Annotated in this window: 15 protein-coding genes; 6 read left to right on the top strand and 9 right to left on the bottom strand. The window is 68.5% G+C overall.

Annotated elements, in window-relative coordinates:
* Window positions 1-45: 45 nt before the first annotated feature.
* Complete coding sequence (locus RKE40_RS08205; RefSeq protein WP_316017747.1) at window positions 46-1,056, bottom strand: aldo/keto reductase; 1,011 nt, start codon at window positions 1,054-1,056, stop codon at window positions 46-48.
* 586 nt (window positions 1,057-1,642) lie between these two features.
* Between RKE40_RS08205 and fliK the strand changes: the two genes are divergently transcribed.
* The 6 genes from fliK to RKE40_RS08235 all read left to right on the top strand — a co-directional run bounded on the left by fliK (window position 1,643) and on the right by RKE40_RS08235 (window position 7,288).
* Entirely contained in the window at window positions 1,643-2,734 is a 1,092-nt protein-coding gene (gene fliK / locus RKE40_RS08210; protein ID WP_316017748.1) for a flagellar hook-length control protein FliK, read from the top strand.
* Window positions 2,731-3,003: an EscU/YscU/HrcU family type III secretion system export apparatus switch protein gene (locus RKE40_RS08215; protein ID WP_316017749.1), complete on the top strand. Its 273-nt coding sequence runs from the start codon at window positions 2,731-2,733 to the stop codon at window positions 3,001-3,003. Before fliK ends, RKE40_RS08215 begins: the two co-directional genes overlap by 4 nt.
* Window positions 3,000-4,145: a GNAT family N-acetyltransferase gene (locus RKE40_RS08220; RefSeq protein ID WP_316017750.1), complete on the top strand. Its 1,146-nt coding sequence runs from the start codon at window positions 3,000-3,002 to the stop codon at window positions 4,143-4,145. Before RKE40_RS08215 ends, RKE40_RS08220 begins: the two co-directional genes overlap by 4 nt.
* Before the next feature lie 61 nt (window positions 4,146-4,206).
* Window positions 4,207-5,214, top strand: a complete 1,008-nt coding sequence (locus RKE40_RS08225; RefSeq protein WP_316017751.1) for an NAD-dependent epimerase — start codon at window positions 4,207-4,209, stop codon at window positions 5,212-5,214.
* Window positions 5,215-5,223: 9 nt separating this feature from the next.
* A complete protein-coding gene (gene mog, locus RKE40_RS08230) occupies window positions 5,224-5,769 on the top strand; it encodes a molybdopterin adenylyltransferase (RefSeq protein ID WP_316017752.1) in 546 nt (181 codons plus the stop codon).
* Window positions 5,770-5,869: 100 nt separating this feature from the next.
* Window positions 5,870-7,288 (top strand): mannose-1-phosphate guanylyltransferase/mannose-6-phosphate isomerase, encoded by a 1,419-nt coding sequence (locus RKE40_RS08235; protein ID WP_316017753.1) that lies wholly within the window; start codon window positions 5,870-5,872, stop codon window positions 7,286-7,288.
* A gap of 21 nt (window positions 7,289-7,309) precedes the next feature.
* Here RKE40_RS08235 and RKE40_RS08240 read toward each other — a convergent pair whose 3' ends face one another.
* From RKE40_RS08240 to RKE40_RS08275, 8 genes are all read right to left on the bottom strand, one after another.
* Window positions 7,310-7,870, bottom strand: coding sequence for a glutathione peroxidase (locus RKE40_RS08240; protein ID WP_316017754.1), 561 nt, complete (start codon window positions 7,868-7,870; stop codon window positions 7,310-7,312).
* A gap of 155 nt (window positions 7,871-8,025) precedes the next feature.
* On the bottom strand, window positions 8,026-8,412 hold the full coding sequence (locus RKE40_RS08245) for a response regulator (protein WP_316017755.1): 387 nt from the start codon (window positions 8,410-8,412) through the stop codon (window positions 8,026-8,028).
* Between the two features lie 10 nt (window positions 8,413-8,422).
* The gene (gene cheB, locus RKE40_RS08250) at window positions 8,423-9,532 is read right to left on the bottom strand and encodes a chemotaxis-specific protein-glutamate methyltransferase CheB (protein ID WP_316017756.1); all 1,110 of its coding nucleotides are present in this window, start codon (window positions 9,530-9,532) and stop codon (window positions 8,423-8,425) included.
* A complete protein-coding gene (locus RKE40_RS08255) occupies window positions 9,532-10,125 on the bottom strand; it encodes a chemoreceptor glutamine deamidase CheD (protein WP_316017757.1) in 594 nt (197 codons plus the stop codon). The genes cheB and RKE40_RS08255 overlap by 1 nt, the downstream gene beginning before the upstream one ends.
* Window positions 10,126-10,149: 24 nt before the next feature.
* Window positions 10,150-10,965, bottom strand: coding sequence for a CheR family methyltransferase (locus RKE40_RS08260; RefSeq protein ID WP_316017758.1), 816 nt, complete (start codon window positions 10,963-10,965; stop codon window positions 10,150-10,152).
* A 58-nt stretch (window positions 10,966-11,023) separates the two neighbouring features.
* Window positions 11,024-12,997 (bottom strand): methyl-accepting chemotaxis protein, encoded by a 1,974-nt coding sequence (locus RKE40_RS08265; protein WP_316017759.1) that lies wholly within the window; start codon window positions 12,995-12,997, stop codon window positions 11,024-11,026.
* 88 nt (window positions 12,998-13,085) lie between these two features.
* Complete coding sequence (locus tag RKE40_RS08270; protein ID WP_291635457.1) at window positions 13,086-13,589, bottom strand: chemotaxis protein CheW; 504 nt, start codon at window positions 13,587-13,589, stop codon at window positions 13,086-13,088.
* A 2-nt stretch (window positions 13,590-13,591) separates the two neighbouring features.
* Window positions 13,592-15,853: a chemotaxis protein CheA gene (locus tag RKE40_RS08275; protein ID WP_316017760.1), complete on the bottom strand. Its 2,262-nt coding sequence runs from the start codon at window positions 15,851-15,853 to the stop codon at window positions 13,592-13,594.
* Window positions 15,854-15,858: the final 5 nt, after the last annotated feature.

Here is a 15,858-nt window from a genome sequence, read left to right on the forward strand (position 1 = left end):
GTCGGGCCTGTCCCGACCATCCACGTCTTCCTTTGGAGAGCGCGCTCACCCCGTCCGCGCAACCCGCCCCTCGAGCGGATAGGCGGGATCGGTGTAGCCCGGCGTCGAGGGGTGGCCGGCCGGGACCAGCGCGTCGACCAGCGCCTCGTCCGCCGCGCTGAAGCTGACATCGAGCGCGGAGAGATAGGCCTGCCACTGCTCCATGGTGCGCGGCCCGGCGACCGCCGCGGTCAGGAGCTTGTTGTTCAGCACCCAGAGCACCGCGAACTGCACCGGCGTCATCCCGCGCGCCGCGGCGTGGTCGCGGATCTGGCGGGCGATCACCAGCGATTCCTCGCGCCATTCGGTCTGCATCAGGCGCCGGTCGGCGCGCCCGGCCCGCGTGCCTTCCGGCGGCGCCTGTCCGGGCTCGTATTTTGCGGTGAGGATGCCGCGCGCCAGCGGCGAATAACTGGCGACGCCGAGCCCGTAATAGCCGCAGGCCGGAAGGTGCTCGACCTCGGGCATGCGATTCATCGCATTGTAGTAGGGCTGGCTGACTACCGGCCGGTCGATGCCGAGCTCGTCGCAGAGGCGGCAGATCTCGGCGACGCGCCAGGCACGGAAGTTCGAGACGCCGAAATGGCGGATCTTGCCCTGCCGCACGAGATCGCCCACGGCTCGTACCGTTTCGGCAAGCGGCGTCTCGTGATCCTCCTTGTGAAGGTAGTAGATGTCGATGAACTCGCTGCCGAGCCGCTTCAGGCTGGCGTCGCAGGCCTGGAGCAGCCATTTGCGCGAGAGCCCGCGCTGGTTCGGTCCCGGCCCCATCGGGTTGGCCGCCTTGGTCGCCAGCACCCAGTCATGGCGCCTGTCGGCGATGGCGCGCCCGACGATCTCCTCCGAGCGACCGTCGGAATAGGCGTCGGCCGTGTCGATGAAATTGATCCCGGCCGCGGCGGCATGGTCGATGATGGCGCGGGATTCGGGCTCCGGCGTCGCCGCGCCGAACATCATCGTGCCCAGGCAGAGCGGCGAGACCTTGAGGCCGGAGCGGCCGAGCTGGCGATACTTCATGACGATCTCCACGGGGAGCAGGAAACCTGCCCGATACGCCCGCACCGCGCCAGCGCGACCGGCGCAGGGCGACCTTGCGCAAGGAAATCCTCAACCTTTCGTGACAGGCTCCGCCCATGCCCGTTCAGCCGACCCTCAAGGCGAACCTCGCCACGCTGGCGCAGAGCCAGAACTTCGCGACCTTGCTCGCGGCGCTGAACGGCGCGGGCCTTGCCGCGGGCAAGACGGTCGAAGCCAAGCTTCTGTTGCTCGACGGCGAGGGCAACGCCACTGCCCTGGTCAATGGCGTCAAGATCGCTCTCGTGCTGGCAGGGCCGGAAGCCCGGCAGGCCGCTCTGCAGCCGGGCGCCAGCCTGCTGCTCAGATTCGACGAGCCGGCCAAACCCGGCGCCCCGATGCAGGCCGTCCTGGTCGGCACCCGCCCTGCTCCCTCGGGTGAACCTGCCCCTGCCGCGAACCCGCCAGCGAGCCCGGCCCAGGCAGCCCTTCCAACGGCGCGCCCAGGCGCCCCGGTTCAGCAGCCGGCAACAACGGGCGCCTCCCCTCTTTCCGCTACGGGTCCCCCGCCGCGTCCGCCTCGGCACCTGTGGCCGCGGCGGCGTCCGCCGCATCGCCGCTTCCGACGGAACGGGCGAGCGTCACGCCCCCCACTCCGGGTATCCAGCCGCCGACCGTCCATGCCTCGCCCCGCGCGATCGCCGGGCCGCTGCTCGGCGCCGCCATCGCCCGGCAGGACAGCCTCGCCCCGCTCTTCGCCAATCTCGCCGGACTGGCGCAAGGCTCGGTCGCACTGGTCCTGCCGAAGCCGCTGCTCGCACTGGTCGATCAGATCCTCGCCCAGCGCCTACCGGTCGAAAGCAAGCCGCTCACCGGCGAAGCGCTGCGTAAGGCCGTCGCGCGCTCCGGTCTCTTCCTCGAAGCCCGCCAGGCCAATGGCGAGCCCAGACCACCCCAGACCGATCTCAAGGCCGGGCTCCAGGCGCTGCGCGACCTGCTGCGGCCCGCCATCCAGCCGCTGCCGGCCGGCGATCAGCGATCTGTTGAGGGCGAGCCCGCCCAGGCGCGCCCTGCGGCATCGCCCGGACAGAACGCCTCGACCGCGCCAGCTACCGATCCCCGCCCGGCCATGCCGCGCCCCGGACTGCTGACGCCGCAGCCGGTCCAGGAGCCGAGCCTGACGCCGGCCTCGCGCCCCGCGATCATCGCCCAGACCCTGTTCGAGCAGGCCGAGGCGGGGCTCGACCGGATCGCGCTGGGGCAATACGCCTCGTTGCCACCGGAGGCCGCGCGCGGCGAGACACAGGCGCCGACACGCTGGCTCGCCGAAATCCCGCTCGCCCTCCACAACGGCACCGCCATGCTGCCGCTCGAGATCGAGCGCGACCCGCCGCAGCCGGACACCGCCACGACCGAGGCCCCGATCTGGCGGGTTCGCTTCGGGCTCGATGCCGAACCGCTGGGTGCCCTCCAGGGTCTGGTGACCCTGCAAGGGCGCGCCATCTCGGTCTCATTCTGGGCCGAACGCGAGGAAACCAGCCGCCTGCTGCGTCAGGCCGGACCCGATCTCGAGGCCTCGCTGGTCCAGGCCCGCTTCGAGAGCGCTGCTCTGGAAATCCACACCGGCCAGCCACGCCCGGCCAAGGCCGCTTCCGGCCAGTTCCTGGACCGTCGCTCATGAGCGAGCCGCTTTCCCGGCAGATCGCCGTCGCGCTCGAATATGACGGGCAAGGCGCCCCGCGCGTTACCGCCAAGGGGCGCGGCGAGATCGCACAGAAGATCGTCGAAACGGCGCGCGAACACGATGTCGCCGTCGAGCAGAACGTGCTGTTGGCCGAGGCGCTGTCCGCCGTCGAGCTCGAAGACACCATTCCCGAGGAGCTTTACCGCGCCACCGCGCAGGTGATCGCCTTCGTGCTCTCGCTGCGGCGCGACCTCAGGCGGACATGAGCGAAGGGATCGGCGTCAGCCGCGTTTCCGCTGCGCGCTATGGGGAGATGGCGGCCGCCTTCGCCGATCTTTGCCTGCGCGCCGAGGCGCCGAACCTGCACATGGCGCCCGCCGCAATCGCCGCGGCGCTGTCGGGCCCTGTGAAGCAGGCGGACGATATCGTTATCCTCTGCGCTGATGACGGCAATGGTGTGTTGCTCGGCGTCTGGGCCTTCCGTCGGATACGCACCCCCCAGACCGGCTTTTCCGCCATGCTGCAGGCGCCTCTGGTCCCGCTCTACGAGGTGGCCTCCGCTCCGGTGCTCGACCGCGAGGCTGCCGCGCCCGCCGCGCTCGCCCTGCTGCGCTTCATCGCCGAAGCCGCCGACCTGCCGAAACGGCTGCGCCTGCCACTATTGCCGGTCGAGGGGGCGACGTTCGAGGCCCTGGCCGCTGGCTGCGCCGAAACCCGCAGCGCGCTACACCGCTTCGAAGCCTGGGATCGACCAATGGCGATTCCGATGCCGGGCGATACTGCCGAAGCCTATCTGCGCCGCGCCCTCGGCCAAGGGTACAAGAAGCGGTTGCAACAGCATCGCATGCTGGAGCGCGCCGGCCAGCTGCGACTCACACGCCATCGCCGCGACGAAGCCGCCACCGCTCTGGACAATTTCTTCGCGCTCGAAGCTGCCGGCTGGAAGGGCAGCAATGGCACCGCACTCGCCAAGCTGCCCGCCGACGCCGCCTATTTTCGCGAGGTGATCGGGCGTTTCGCCGCGGCGGACATGGCGCGGATCGACCTGCTTCGGCTGGACAATGTCCCAATCGCAGCCGGCGTGCTGCTCGATTTCGCCGGCCAGTCGCATTTCCTCAAGATCGCCTATGACGAGGCCCTCGCCCGGCTCTCGCCCGGCCGTGGCCTCGCCATCGAGATGCTGCGCGCCGATTTCACCACCAGCCAGCCTTTCCGCCTCGACAGCGGCGCCGGCGACCGGGTCGACGCCTCCGCCTATCCCTGGGGCGAACGGCAGGCCATGGCGCATGCCATCATCGCGATCGGTTCCGCCGGCTCTCCCCTGCCACGACTCGCCGCCCGCGGGCGGATGCTGCTGCGGCAATGGCGCGACCGCAAGCTCGGCTCAGCCGGCGGCGCAGCGCGTTGACCGTGGCCGCGCGCTGACCGATAGACGTCGTCGAGGCGTTCGACAGCAGCTTGGGAAGGCGATGCGCGTTCTGGTGACGGGAGCAGCCGGGTTCATCGGCAACGAGACGGCCAAGGTCCTGCTGGAACGCGGCGACGAGGTCGTCGGCATCGACAATCTCAACGATTACTACGACCCCGCCCTGAAGCAGGCACGGCTGGAACGCCTCGCCGGCCATCACCGCTTCAGCTTCGAGAAGCTCGATCTCGCCGACCGCGAAGCCATGCAGTCCTTGTTCGCCGAAGGCCGCTTCGAACGCGTCGTCCATCTCGGCGCCCAGGCCGGCGTGCGCTATTCGATCACCCATCCGCAGGCTTATCTCGACAGCAACCTGACCGGCTTCGGCCATATCCTCGAAGGCTGCCGCCGGAACGGCGTCGAGCATCTGGTCTACGCCTCGTCGAGTTCGGTCTACGGCGCCAATACCCGCATCCCCTTCCGGGTCGAGGACAATGCCGATCACCCGGTCAGCCTCTATGCCGCGACCAAGAAAGCCAATGAAGGCATGGCTCATGCCTACGCCCATCTCTACGGGCTGCCGACCACGGGCCTGCGCTTCTTCACGGTCTACGGCCCCTGGGGCCGGCCCGACATGGCGCCGATGATCTTCACCCGGAAGATCCTGGCCGGCGAGCCGATCGAGGTCTTCAACGAAGGCCGCCACGAGCGCGACTTCACCTATGTCGACGATATCGTCGAGGGCGTGGTTCGCACGCTCGACACCGTCGCCGCCGCGGACCCGGCCTGGTCGGGCGACGATCCCAGCCCGGCGACCTCCTCGGCACCCTGGCGGCTCTACAATATCGGCAACTCCGCACCCGTGCCGCTGATGGAGTTCATCGCCACCATCGAGCAAGCGGTCGGCCGGAAGGCGGCCATGGAGATGAGGCCGCGCCAGCCGGGAGACGTGCTGCGCACCGCCGCCGACGTCTCGGCGCTGGAGGCTGCCGTCGGCTTTCGCCCGCACACCCCGCTGGCCGAGGGCATCGGGCGGATGGTGCGCTGGTATCGCGATTTCTACCGGGTTTGAGGACAGGCCATGACGTCACCTGCGAAGATCGGCATCGTCACCGTTTCGGACCGCGCCTCGGCCGGCGTCTACGCCGATGAAGGCGGCCCGGCGATCCTCGACTATCTCGGCAAGGCACTGGCTAGCCCCTGGCAGGCAGTTTCACGCGTCATCCCCGACGATCGCGCCGGCATCGCCCGAACGCTGACCGAGCTCGCCGATGTCGAGGGCTGCTGCCTGATCGTCACCACCGGTGGCACCGGCCCGGCCCCGCGCGACGTCACGCCGGAAGCGACCGAGGACGTGATCGACAAGCTGATGCCGGGCTTCGGCGAATTGATGCGCCAGGTCAGTCTCGCCAAGGTGCCGACCGCGATCCTCTCGCGCCAGCTCGCCGGCATTCGCGGCAAGTCGCTGATCGTCAACCTCCCCGGCCGCCCGCGCGCCATCGCCGAATGCCTCGACGCGGTCATGCCGGCGATCCCCTATTGCATCGACCTGATCGAGGGCCCCTATCTCGAGACCGATCCGGCAGTGATCGTCGCGTTCCGCCCGGGACAGAAGCCAAAGAGCTGAGCGCTCCGGGGCAAGGCCAACGCGGCGCCGTTTATTGGATGGTAGCTTCGTTGCCGTAAGGAGGGGCCGAGAACACCTCGCTCGCTGCCGGAACCGCAAGATGCCCTCGCCCAAGATCATCCCGCTCGTCATGGCCGGCGGCGCCGGAACGCGGCTCTGGCCGCTCTCGCGCGATACCATGCCCAAGCAGTTCATCCCGTTGCTCGCGGGCGGGCTCTCGACCTTCCAGGCGACGCTGCAGCGGCTGGCCGATCCGGCCTTCGACGCGCCGATCGTCATCACCAACACCGATTTCCGCTTCATCGCCGCCGAGCAGATGCTCGCCTGCGGGGTCGAGGGCGAGATCGTGCTCGAGCCCGAGCGCCGCGATTCCGCCGCTGCGATCGCTGTCGGCGCCGTGCTGGCCAGTCGACGCGACCCCGAAGCCGTCGGCCTCGCCCTCGCCTCAGACCACCTCATTACCGACGCGGCAGCCTTTCGCAGCGACTGCAAGCGCGCCGCCCGCCTCGCCGCCGCCGGCCTGGTCATGACCCTCGGCATCCCGCCGACGCACCCGTCGACGGCCTATGGCTACCTTGCACCGGGCGCGGAGCTCGCCGAGCCCGGAGCTCGCCGCCTCACCCGCTTCGTCGAGAAGCCGAAACTCGAACTCGCCACGCAATATCTCGCGGAAGGCTATCTCTGGAACAGCGGCAACTTCCTTTTCGCCGCCAAGACCATGCTGAGCGAACTCGCGCGCCACGCCCCCGAGGTGCTTGAAGCCGCCGAGGCCGCCGTCGAGAAGGCCCGGCGGGACCTCGACTTCCTGAGGCTCGATCCGGAGAGCTTCGCCCGCGCCAGCAAGATCTCGATCGACTACGCGGTGATGGAGCGTACCGACTCGGCCGGCATGCTGGCTGCTTCCTTCGACTGGTCGGACATCGGCGCATGGGATTCGATCCATGAGATCAAGCCGAAGGACGGCGACGACAACGTGCTCGAAGGCCCCGCAGTGGTGATCGACACCCATCGCTCGCTGGTGCGCAGCGACGAGATGCTGACCACCGTCGTCGGCCTCGACGATGTCGTGGTCGTCGCGACCCGCGACGCCGTGCTGGTCGCCTCGATGGCGGCGTCCGGCAAGGTCAAGAACCTCGTCGAGCAGATGAAAGCGAGCGGCCGGCCGGAGGCCAGCGAGCACTTACGTATCTACCGCCCCTGGGGCTGGTACCAGCGCATCGACATCGGTACCCGCTTCCAGGTCAAGCACATCCACGTCAAGGAAGCCGGCCAACTCAGCCTGCAGAAGCACTTCCATCGCGCCGAGCACTGGGTCGTGGTTTCCGGCACCGCCGAGGTCACCGTCGACGACCGCACCGTCTTCGTCCACGAGAACGAGTCGGTCTACTTGCCGATCGGCTGCACCCACCGACTGAAGAACCCGGGAAAGATTCCGCTCGAACTGATCGAGGTCCAGGTCGGCTCCTATACCGGCGAGGACGACATCGTCCGGATCGAGGACATCTACGCACGCAACTGAGAGCGGCGCCTGCCGCTTCCTTCAGCGCCGCTTCTCCAGGGCCAGCCCGATCGCCTGGACGAGTTCGGGAGAGACCGGGTCGGTGCGCGAGCTGAAGCTGCCGGCGAGGCTGCCGTCGCGGCCGACCAGGTATTTGTGGAAGTTCCAGCTCGGCGTCTCGGCGGGGCGCTGGCTAGCCGCCCAACGATAGAAGGGATGGGCCGCCTCGCCACGCACCGCAACCTTTTCGGTGATCAGGTAGTTCGCGCCATGGCTCTGCCGCACCGCCTCGGCGATAGCCGCCCCGGCGAGCGGTTCCTGCCCGCCGAAATCATTGCTCGGCACGGCAATCAGCATCAGACCGCGCGTGCGGTAGCGCTGCCAGAGCTGCTCCAGCCCGGCGAACTGGCCGGCGAGGCCGCAGCGCGTCGCCGTGTTCACGATCAAGATCGGCTTGCCGCGATAGGCCTCGAGCGGCACCCTTCCGCCTTCTGCCCTGTCGAAGCTGAAAGCATAGGCGTTGCTGTCGCCCTGCGCCGCGTTCACCTCTGCGATCATCGGATAGGCGAGTAGGGCAAGGACTTGGCGGCGGTGGAGACGCATGGGCTGGCTCCGGCGAAATCGGAACACATCCTAGAGCAAAATGAGAAAAGGTGGGAGCCGGTTTTTTCGGCGCCCCTGCCCCAACCCGCCCCGGAACGACGAAGCCCCGGCCTGAGGCCGGGGCTTCGCAAGAAACTACCGCCGCAGCCGGCAGCTCAGCAGGCCAGGACCTTCTTGACCCGAACCTCGAGGTCTCGCAGTTCGTAGGGCTTCACGACATAGTGGTCGGCGCCGTTGGTCGTCGCCTCATCCATCTTGTCGACCGAGCGCTCCGAGGTCGCCATGATGATCTTGATCTGGTTGAGCTCGGGCACCGAGCGGATGGCGCGGAGCAGGTCGATGCCGCTCATCCCGTCCATGTTCCAGTCGAGCAGCAGCAAGTCGTAGCGCTTGGTCTGCATCTTCATCAGGGCTTCGCGGGCGTTCTCCGCCTCGTCGATGTCCTGGAATTCGATCTGCTTCAGGAAATAGGTCGCGAGCCCGCGCATGCTCTTCTGGTCGTCGACCACGAGGATGCGATAATCGCTTCTCGCCTTTGTCATAACACTCTCCTCACGCGGTCCGCTGATGCGGCCGCTCGCCGATCAACCCCGCGACGACACCACCGATCTGGTCGAGCGCGACGGCCCGATCAGCGGCGCCGATCTCGAACGCGGCTTTCGGCATCCCGTTTACCACACAGGTCTCACCGCTTTGGATTAACGTCTCGGCCCCGGCTTTGCGCATGGCTAACAAACCGTCAGCGCCATCACGTCCCATGCCGGTGAGCAGCACGCCGACCGCCTGGGCGCCGGCGGCCCGCGCCACCGAATGGAACATCACGTCGACGGAGGGGCAGTGTCCACTGACCAGCGGCCCTTCCCTGAGCTGGCAGACGAATTCGCCGCGCCGCTCCTCGATCTCGAGATGGCGGTGACCGCCGGGCGCGACTACGGCCATGCCGGGCCGCAGCCGGTCGCCATCGGCGGCTTCCCGGACATCGAGCCCAGTCGCCGCCGCGAGCCGCGCCGCGAACTTCGCGGTGTAGCCGGCTGGCATGTGCTGGACGACGACGATCGGCAGCCGCGTGAAGGCGAGATCGCGCATCACCACCTGGACAGCGGGGACGCCGCCGGTCGAGGCGCCGATCGCGATCAGCGGCGACTTGCCGACGGTGCGGCTGATCTCGCGGGCGATCGTCGGACGCGCCGGCACGGCAGCGGCCGGGGCCTCCTTCGCGGCGCGGGCCGCCATCAACAGGCGCCGGCTGGCCGAGGCCCGCTGCAGCGCCGTGCCGACATGCTTCATGAAGCTGTCGAGCGTATGGGTGGTGCCGTCCGGCTTCTCGATGAAGTCGATCGCGCCGAGCTCCAGCGCCTGGATCGTGTTGTCGGCGCCCGGCCCGCCGAAGGCCGAGACGATCAATACCGGCAGCGGGTCCTGCTTCAGCACGCGGGCGAGCAGCTTCAACCCGTGACGGCCCGGCAGTTCGAGATCGAGCGTCAGGATGTCCGGCCGCAATTCCTGGATCGCGTCCCAGCCCTCCTCGGCGCTGCCGGCGACGCCGATCACCTGGAAGCCGGGCGTCGAGTTGATGATCTGCGTCATCAGCTTCTGCATCAGCACGGAATCGTCGACGACGAGGACTTTCACCGGGCCGGCGGAGGGGTTCGGCATGCCCATCACCAGATCTCCACTTCGCCCGCCACCGGCTGGGTCTTGAGGCGGTTGAGGTAGGCGAGCTCCTGCTCACGTTCAGGATCGCGCGCGGCCTGCTGGACATGCTGGACCCAGGCGCGCCCAGTCGTGGGCTGGTAGTGGATGCGGCGCGAGCGGGTGCCGCCAACATCCCTGGAGACGACCGGTATGCCTTCGCGGGCGAGGAACTCGTTGACGAAGGTGATGTTGCCTTCGCCGATCGCCAGCATGGTGGCGCCGGAGAGCACGCGCGCGCCGCCGAAGACCTTGGCTTCGAGCTGGTTGCGCCGGGCACCGCGCTTCATCAGCCCGTTGATCAGCACCTCCATGGCGGTATCGCCATAACGCTCGCCGGCGCTGGTGTCGGAGCCGCCATTGTTCTTGGGCAGCAGGAAATGGTTGAGCCCGCCGACCCCGATATGGGGATCGCGCATGCAGACCGAGATGCAGGAGCCGAGCACCGTCGCAACGATCTCGTCTTTCGCGGAGGTGATCTCATGCTCGCCAGGCGCGACCGTTATGATGGTCGCGTCGAAACGCGGGTCGAAATAGCGCCGTGAGGATCTGGCTAGGCTCATATGGCGGGGCTCATCTGGCAAGGCTCATGGCGTGCGCTCGTAGATCGTCCGGCCGATCAGTCGAAGCTTCGGATGCGGCTGCGGCAGGGATTCCGAATGACCGAGATAGAGAAAGCCGCCGGGATGGATCAACGAGACGAAGCGGTCGAGGATCGCGGCCTTGGTCGGGGTGTCGAAATAGATGAAGACATTGCGGCAGAAGACGACGTCGAAGGCCCCTTTCATCGGCCAGCTCTCGATCAGGTTGAGCCGCTTGAAGGCGATCAGGCGCTTGAGATCGTCGCTGATCCGCGCCTCGCCGCGGCCCGCCTGGCCGTCGAAGCGCAGGAGTGGACGCAGATCGGCAGGCAGCCGCTCGAATAGCTCCAGCGGATAGAGCCCCGCTGCGGCACGGTCGAGAATGTCGGTGTCGATATCCGTCGCCAGGATTCTGAAGTCGAGGTCGCCGCGATGGCCGATCACGTCGCGCGAGACCGCCGCGATGCTGTAAGCCTCCTCGCCCGAGGAGCAGGCGGAGGACCAGATCCGGATGCGGCCGCGCCGGGCTGCGCGCTCCTGGATCAGCCGCGGCAGCACATCGCCGCGCAGATGGTCGAAATGGTGGCGCTCGCGGAAGAAGGCCGTGTGGTTGGTGGTGACGGCGTTGATCAGCTCGGGGATCTCGTCGAGCGCCGCCGGCGTCTTCAGGAAGGCGCAGTATTCGGCAACCGAGTTCAATCCCAGCGCCTTGACGCGCCGCGCCAACCGCCCGCGCGTCATCGCTTCCTTGTGCTCGCGAATGACGATGCCGGCATGCTCGTAGACGAGCTTGGCAACAAAGCCCATGTCGTCGCGGGTCAAGGTGGGTTCGGCCTGGGGCGGCGGAGCTAGCATGGTCTGACTCTGGGCACGCAAAGATTTAAAACTCCGCCCATTCCTCGAAGCGCCCGCCGCCGGCGACCTTGCGGCGCGGCTCGACGGCGCGAGCACGGACCTCGGCCTGGCGATAGGGCTTCACCGAAGCCGCGGCCTGCCTTGGCGCAGTCGGAGCACCGGGGGCTGCCCGGGAAGGCGCGGCAAAGCCGTTGGTGGCCGGCACGGCATGCGCCTGGGCCTCGCCGGTGTGGAAGAAGGCGACGAGGTTCCGCAGCGCCTCGATCTGGCTGGCGAGGCTGTTCGCCGAGCCGGCGCTCTGCTCGGCGAGCGCCGCATTCTGCTGGGTCGCCTCGTCCATATGCGCGACGGCCTGGCTCATCTCCTCGATGCCGCCGGCCTGCTCGGCTGTGGCCTCCGAGATCTCGGCGACCGTGCTGGAGACTTGTCCCGCCGCCGCGACGATCCGGTTCAGCGCCTCGCCGGTATGGCGCACGAAGCGCACGCCATCGGCGACCTGCTCGTTCGAGTTGACGATCAGCCCCTTGATGTCCTTGGCCGCCTGGCTCGAACGCTGCGCCAGCGTCCGCACCTCCGATGCGACGACGGCAAAGCCCTTGCCGGCGTCGCCGGCGCGCGCCGCCTCGACCGCGGCGTTGAGCGCCAGGAGATTGGTCTGGAAGGCGATGCCGTCGATCACCGAGACGATCTCGGAAATGCGGGCGGAGGACGCCTCGATGCGCTCGATCGCGCCGACAGCGTCGGCGACCACCTTCTGGCCCGCCTCGGCGACGCCCATCGCCTCCCCGGCCAGATCCGTCGCCCGGCGCGAGCGCTCGGCGCTCTGCTTCACCGAAGCCGCGAGCTGCTCGGTCGTCGCTGCCGTCTGCTCGAGATTGCCGGCACTGTCCTCGGTACGGCGGGCAAGATCGGCGGCGCCGCTGCGGATCTCGGCCGCGGTCGTCGCGACATGGCCGGAGGTCCCCTGGATGCCGGACACGGTTTGCGCCAGCCGCGCCATCGTCTCGTTGAGCCCGGCCTTCAACTCGGCGAGGAGGCCCTGATAGTCGCCGTCGATGCGCTGGCTGAGATCGCCATCGGCCATGCCGGAGAGCACATCGGCGAACTCGCCGACCGCCCCTTCGACGATGACGTTGATCTGGTTGATACCCTCGGCGATCCGCGCCAGCGCGTCCGATTTCCCGGCGAGCGGGATGCGCCGCGAGAAGTCGCCTTCCGCTGCGGCCGAGACGACATCGGCGACCTCGTTGGCGGCCGCGACCTCATCCGTCAGCTCGCGCCACTCCATCGTCGCGCCGAGCAGCCGCCCGTCCGCCTGCACCATCTGGCTCAGGGTCAGCGCGACCGTGCGCCGGCCCAGAGCGAAGCGCAGCGAGCGCATGCCGCCGGCCACGAACCCGCCGGACGACTGGTTGTGGAAGACATCCATCACCTTGCCGAGCATGTCCTTGGCGGAAATGCCGGGAAAGGCGATGCGGAAGTCGTCCTGCGCCTCGGCGAAGAACTTCAGCAGCGAGCGGTTGGCGAAGACGACGCGACCCTGCGCGTCGCAGACCATGATGTTGGTGCGGCAGCCGTCGAGGGCCGCGCGGATACGGCTGGCTTCGACACTGCTGTCCTGGAGCTGCTGCAGGCTGCGGGCGAGTTCGCCGACCTCGTCCCGGCGCGCCAGCTCCGGCAGCTCGGCTTCCTTCCCCTGCGCCAGTTGCTCGGTGCCCTCGCGCATCGCCGCCAGCGGCCTCGCCAGCGAGCGCGCAGCGAGCCAGCCGAGCCCGGCGGCAACGGCGATCCCGGCGGCGCCGAAGGCAAGCGCCGGTCCGAGCATGGCGGAGGTCACCGTCTCGGCCTGCGGACCGCTCAGCCCAAGGGCGGCGAGCTTCGCCGCCGTCGCCTGCTGCACCGCGATCGTGACGCCGGTGGCGGCGAGCAGTGACCCGCCGGCGAACAACGCCGGCAGTTTGAAGGTCAGTTTCGAAAGGCCCGCCGGCATCATGCTCATAGGCTCTGTTGGTCTCTTCGGTGCAGTCGCAGGCGGGGCAGCTTCCTCTGGCGCTTTGGCGGGCGTCCTCCGGCGGTCTTGCGACGGCTCAGTTGGCGCGGGCCTGCCGAGCCTGAGCGTCACCACCGTCCTTGATCACCGCCGCGAGGTCGAGCAGCGCCACAATGTCGGTGTCGAGCAGGACGAGCCCCTCGATCAGACCGTGCTCGTCACGCTCCAGATCCGGCGCCGGACGAACCGCGCTGACCGGCACGTCGACGATGTCGGAGACCGAGTCGACCAGCAGGCCGGCGGTCTTGTCCTCGACATCGACGACGACGATGACATGGGTCGCGGTCGCATCGGTGACGCCGAGGCCGATCGCCGTGCGCAGGTCGTAGACCGCCAGGATCACGCCGCGCAGGTTGAGCACGCCGCGGACATGCGGGGCCGCATGCGGCAGCGGCGTCGTCGCCTGCCAGCCCTTGATCTCGCGGACCATGCCGACATCTATGCCGAAGGTCCGGTCGCCGACGCGGAAGGTGACGATCCGGCGCGCCGCCGATTCCGGCTGCGCCGAGGTGAAGTGCTTTTCGCCGAGTTGCAGGGTCATGGTCATCCAGCCAATTTGAGTTCGGGAGCAGTCTGGCGGCCGCCGGCAGCCGCCAGGCGCAGCATGGAATCGACGTCGAGGATGAGGGCGACGAGGCCGTCGCCGAGGATGGTCGCGGCCGAAGCGCCGTTGACCGTGCCGTAATTGGCTTCGAGGCTCTTCACCACGACCTGCTGCTGGCCGACGATCTCGTCGACCGCGATGCCGACATTCCCGCCGCGCTCGGTCTCGGCGATGATGATGATGTTCTCGTCGCGCGTGCCGGACGAACCCATCACGGCACCCAGCCGGTAGAGCGGCGTGACCTCGCCGCGCCAGCGCAGGACTTCCTGGCCGAAGGTCAGGTGCTCGATCGGGGTATTGGCGAGATGCTGCGTCTCGATCACGCTGGCGATCGGGATGACATAGCGGTCGTCGCCGCAGCGGATCACCATGCCTTCCAGCACGGCGAGCGTCAGCGGCAGAGCGAGCGTGAACTTGCAGCCGCGGCCCGGCTCGGAATCGACGCTGATGCGTCCGCCGAGCGATTCGACGTTACGGCGGACCACATCCATGCCGACGCCGCGGCCGGAGATGTCGCTGACCGCCTCGGCCGTCGACAGGCCGGCGGCGAAGATCAGCTGGTCGATCTCCTCCGGCGCCAACCTCTCATCCGGTCCAACGAGGCCGCGGGACCGTGCCTTGGCCAAGAGCTTGTCGCGGCCGATGCCGCGCCCGTCATCGGTGACGGAGATCACGATGCGGCCGGCGCGGTGCTCCGCGATCAGCCTGATCGTGCCCTCGGGATGCTTGCCGGCGGCGATGCGCTCATCCGGTGTCTCCAGCCCGTGATCCATCGAATTGCGGATCATATGGGTCAGCGGGTCGGCCAGCTCCTCGATGATCGTCTTGTCGACCTCGGTGTTCTCGCCCTCGAGGACGAGCTTCACTTCCTTGCCAAGCGTCTGGGCGAGCTCGCGCACCAGGCGCGGCATGCGCTGGAACACCGCCTTCACCGGCTGCGCGCGCACCGCCATGACATGGTCCTGCAGCTCGCGCGTCTGGCGCGACAGGGTCAGGATGCCTTCGGCGGTCTTGGCGTAGACGTCATAGGGCAGCGAGCGGACGCATTCGACCAGCATCGACTGGGTGATGACGATCTCGCCGACGAGGTTCATCAGCCGGTCGATCCGGTCGAGATCGACACGCACGCTGACTGCCTGGCGCTGGCGCGCGGCGGCCGCGTCGTTGGCCGCCGGCTTGGCCGCGGGACGCGGCGGGGCTGGCGGCGGCGGAGCGGAAGCCGCCACCGCGACAGGCGCCTGGGGCGGGACGACCTCGGCAGGCGCGGCCGCGGTCGGAGCCGGGCCGAGGCGGGCGAGGATCGCGGAGAGATCCGCCGCGACATTCTGCGGAACTTCGGAAACGGGCGCCGCAATCTCCTCGACCGCGTCGTCATTGGCCGCCGCCGGCATGACTTCGACCTCGAACTCCTCGTTCGCGAGGGTGAAGTCGAACTTGGCGACGATCTCCTCGACCGGCAGATCGGTGCGCAGCATCACGTTGAAGCGCATATGGCAGTCGGTGACGTCGAGCGCTTCGAGCGCCGGGACCTGGCTCATGTCGCAGGTCACCGAGACGATCTCTTCGGCAGGCAGGCTGCCGATCACGACGCGCGGCTCGATCACCCGGCGGAACAGGTCGCTCTCGGGATTGATCCGCACACAGACATCGCGGCCGGGACGGGCCGGCGCGGGCGCAACCGCTGCGGCGGGTTCGTCATCCCAGCCATCATCGGCCGCAGGCGCGGCCGGCGCAGCGGTCTTGGCCTCGACCATGGCGAGCAGGTTGCCGAGCGCGGCGATGCCGGGCGGCTCGTCGCTGACGGCAGCCGGAGCTTCCGGCTTGGCCTGTCCGACCTTCTCCAGCGCGGCCAGCAGGTCCGGACGCGCCTGGGCGGGCTCGTCGTTGCGGGCAGCCGCCACGAGATCGGACACCGCATCAGAGCAGCGCAGGAACAGGCTGAACGGTGCATCCTCAAGGGCGACGCGACCGGAGCGCAGATGGTCGAGCGAAGCCTCGAAGACATGCGCGAAGGCGACGAGCTCGGTGCAACCGAAGGCACCCGCACCACCCTTGATCGAGTGGATGGCGCGGAAGGCGGCGTTGACGTCCTCGGAATCGCGCGAGCCCTCGTCGAGCGCCTGGAGCTTCTGCTCGAGAGCACCGAGGAGTTCCTCGCATTCCTGGAAGAAGGTTTGTTTCAGTTCGGCCAGAGCATCCATCGAGT

The organism is Allobosea rubneri, from assembly GCF_032464875.1.
Taxonomy (GTDB): domain Bacteria; phylum Pseudomonadota; class Alphaproteobacteria; order Rhizobiales; family Beijerinckiaceae; genus Allobosea; species Allobosea rubneri.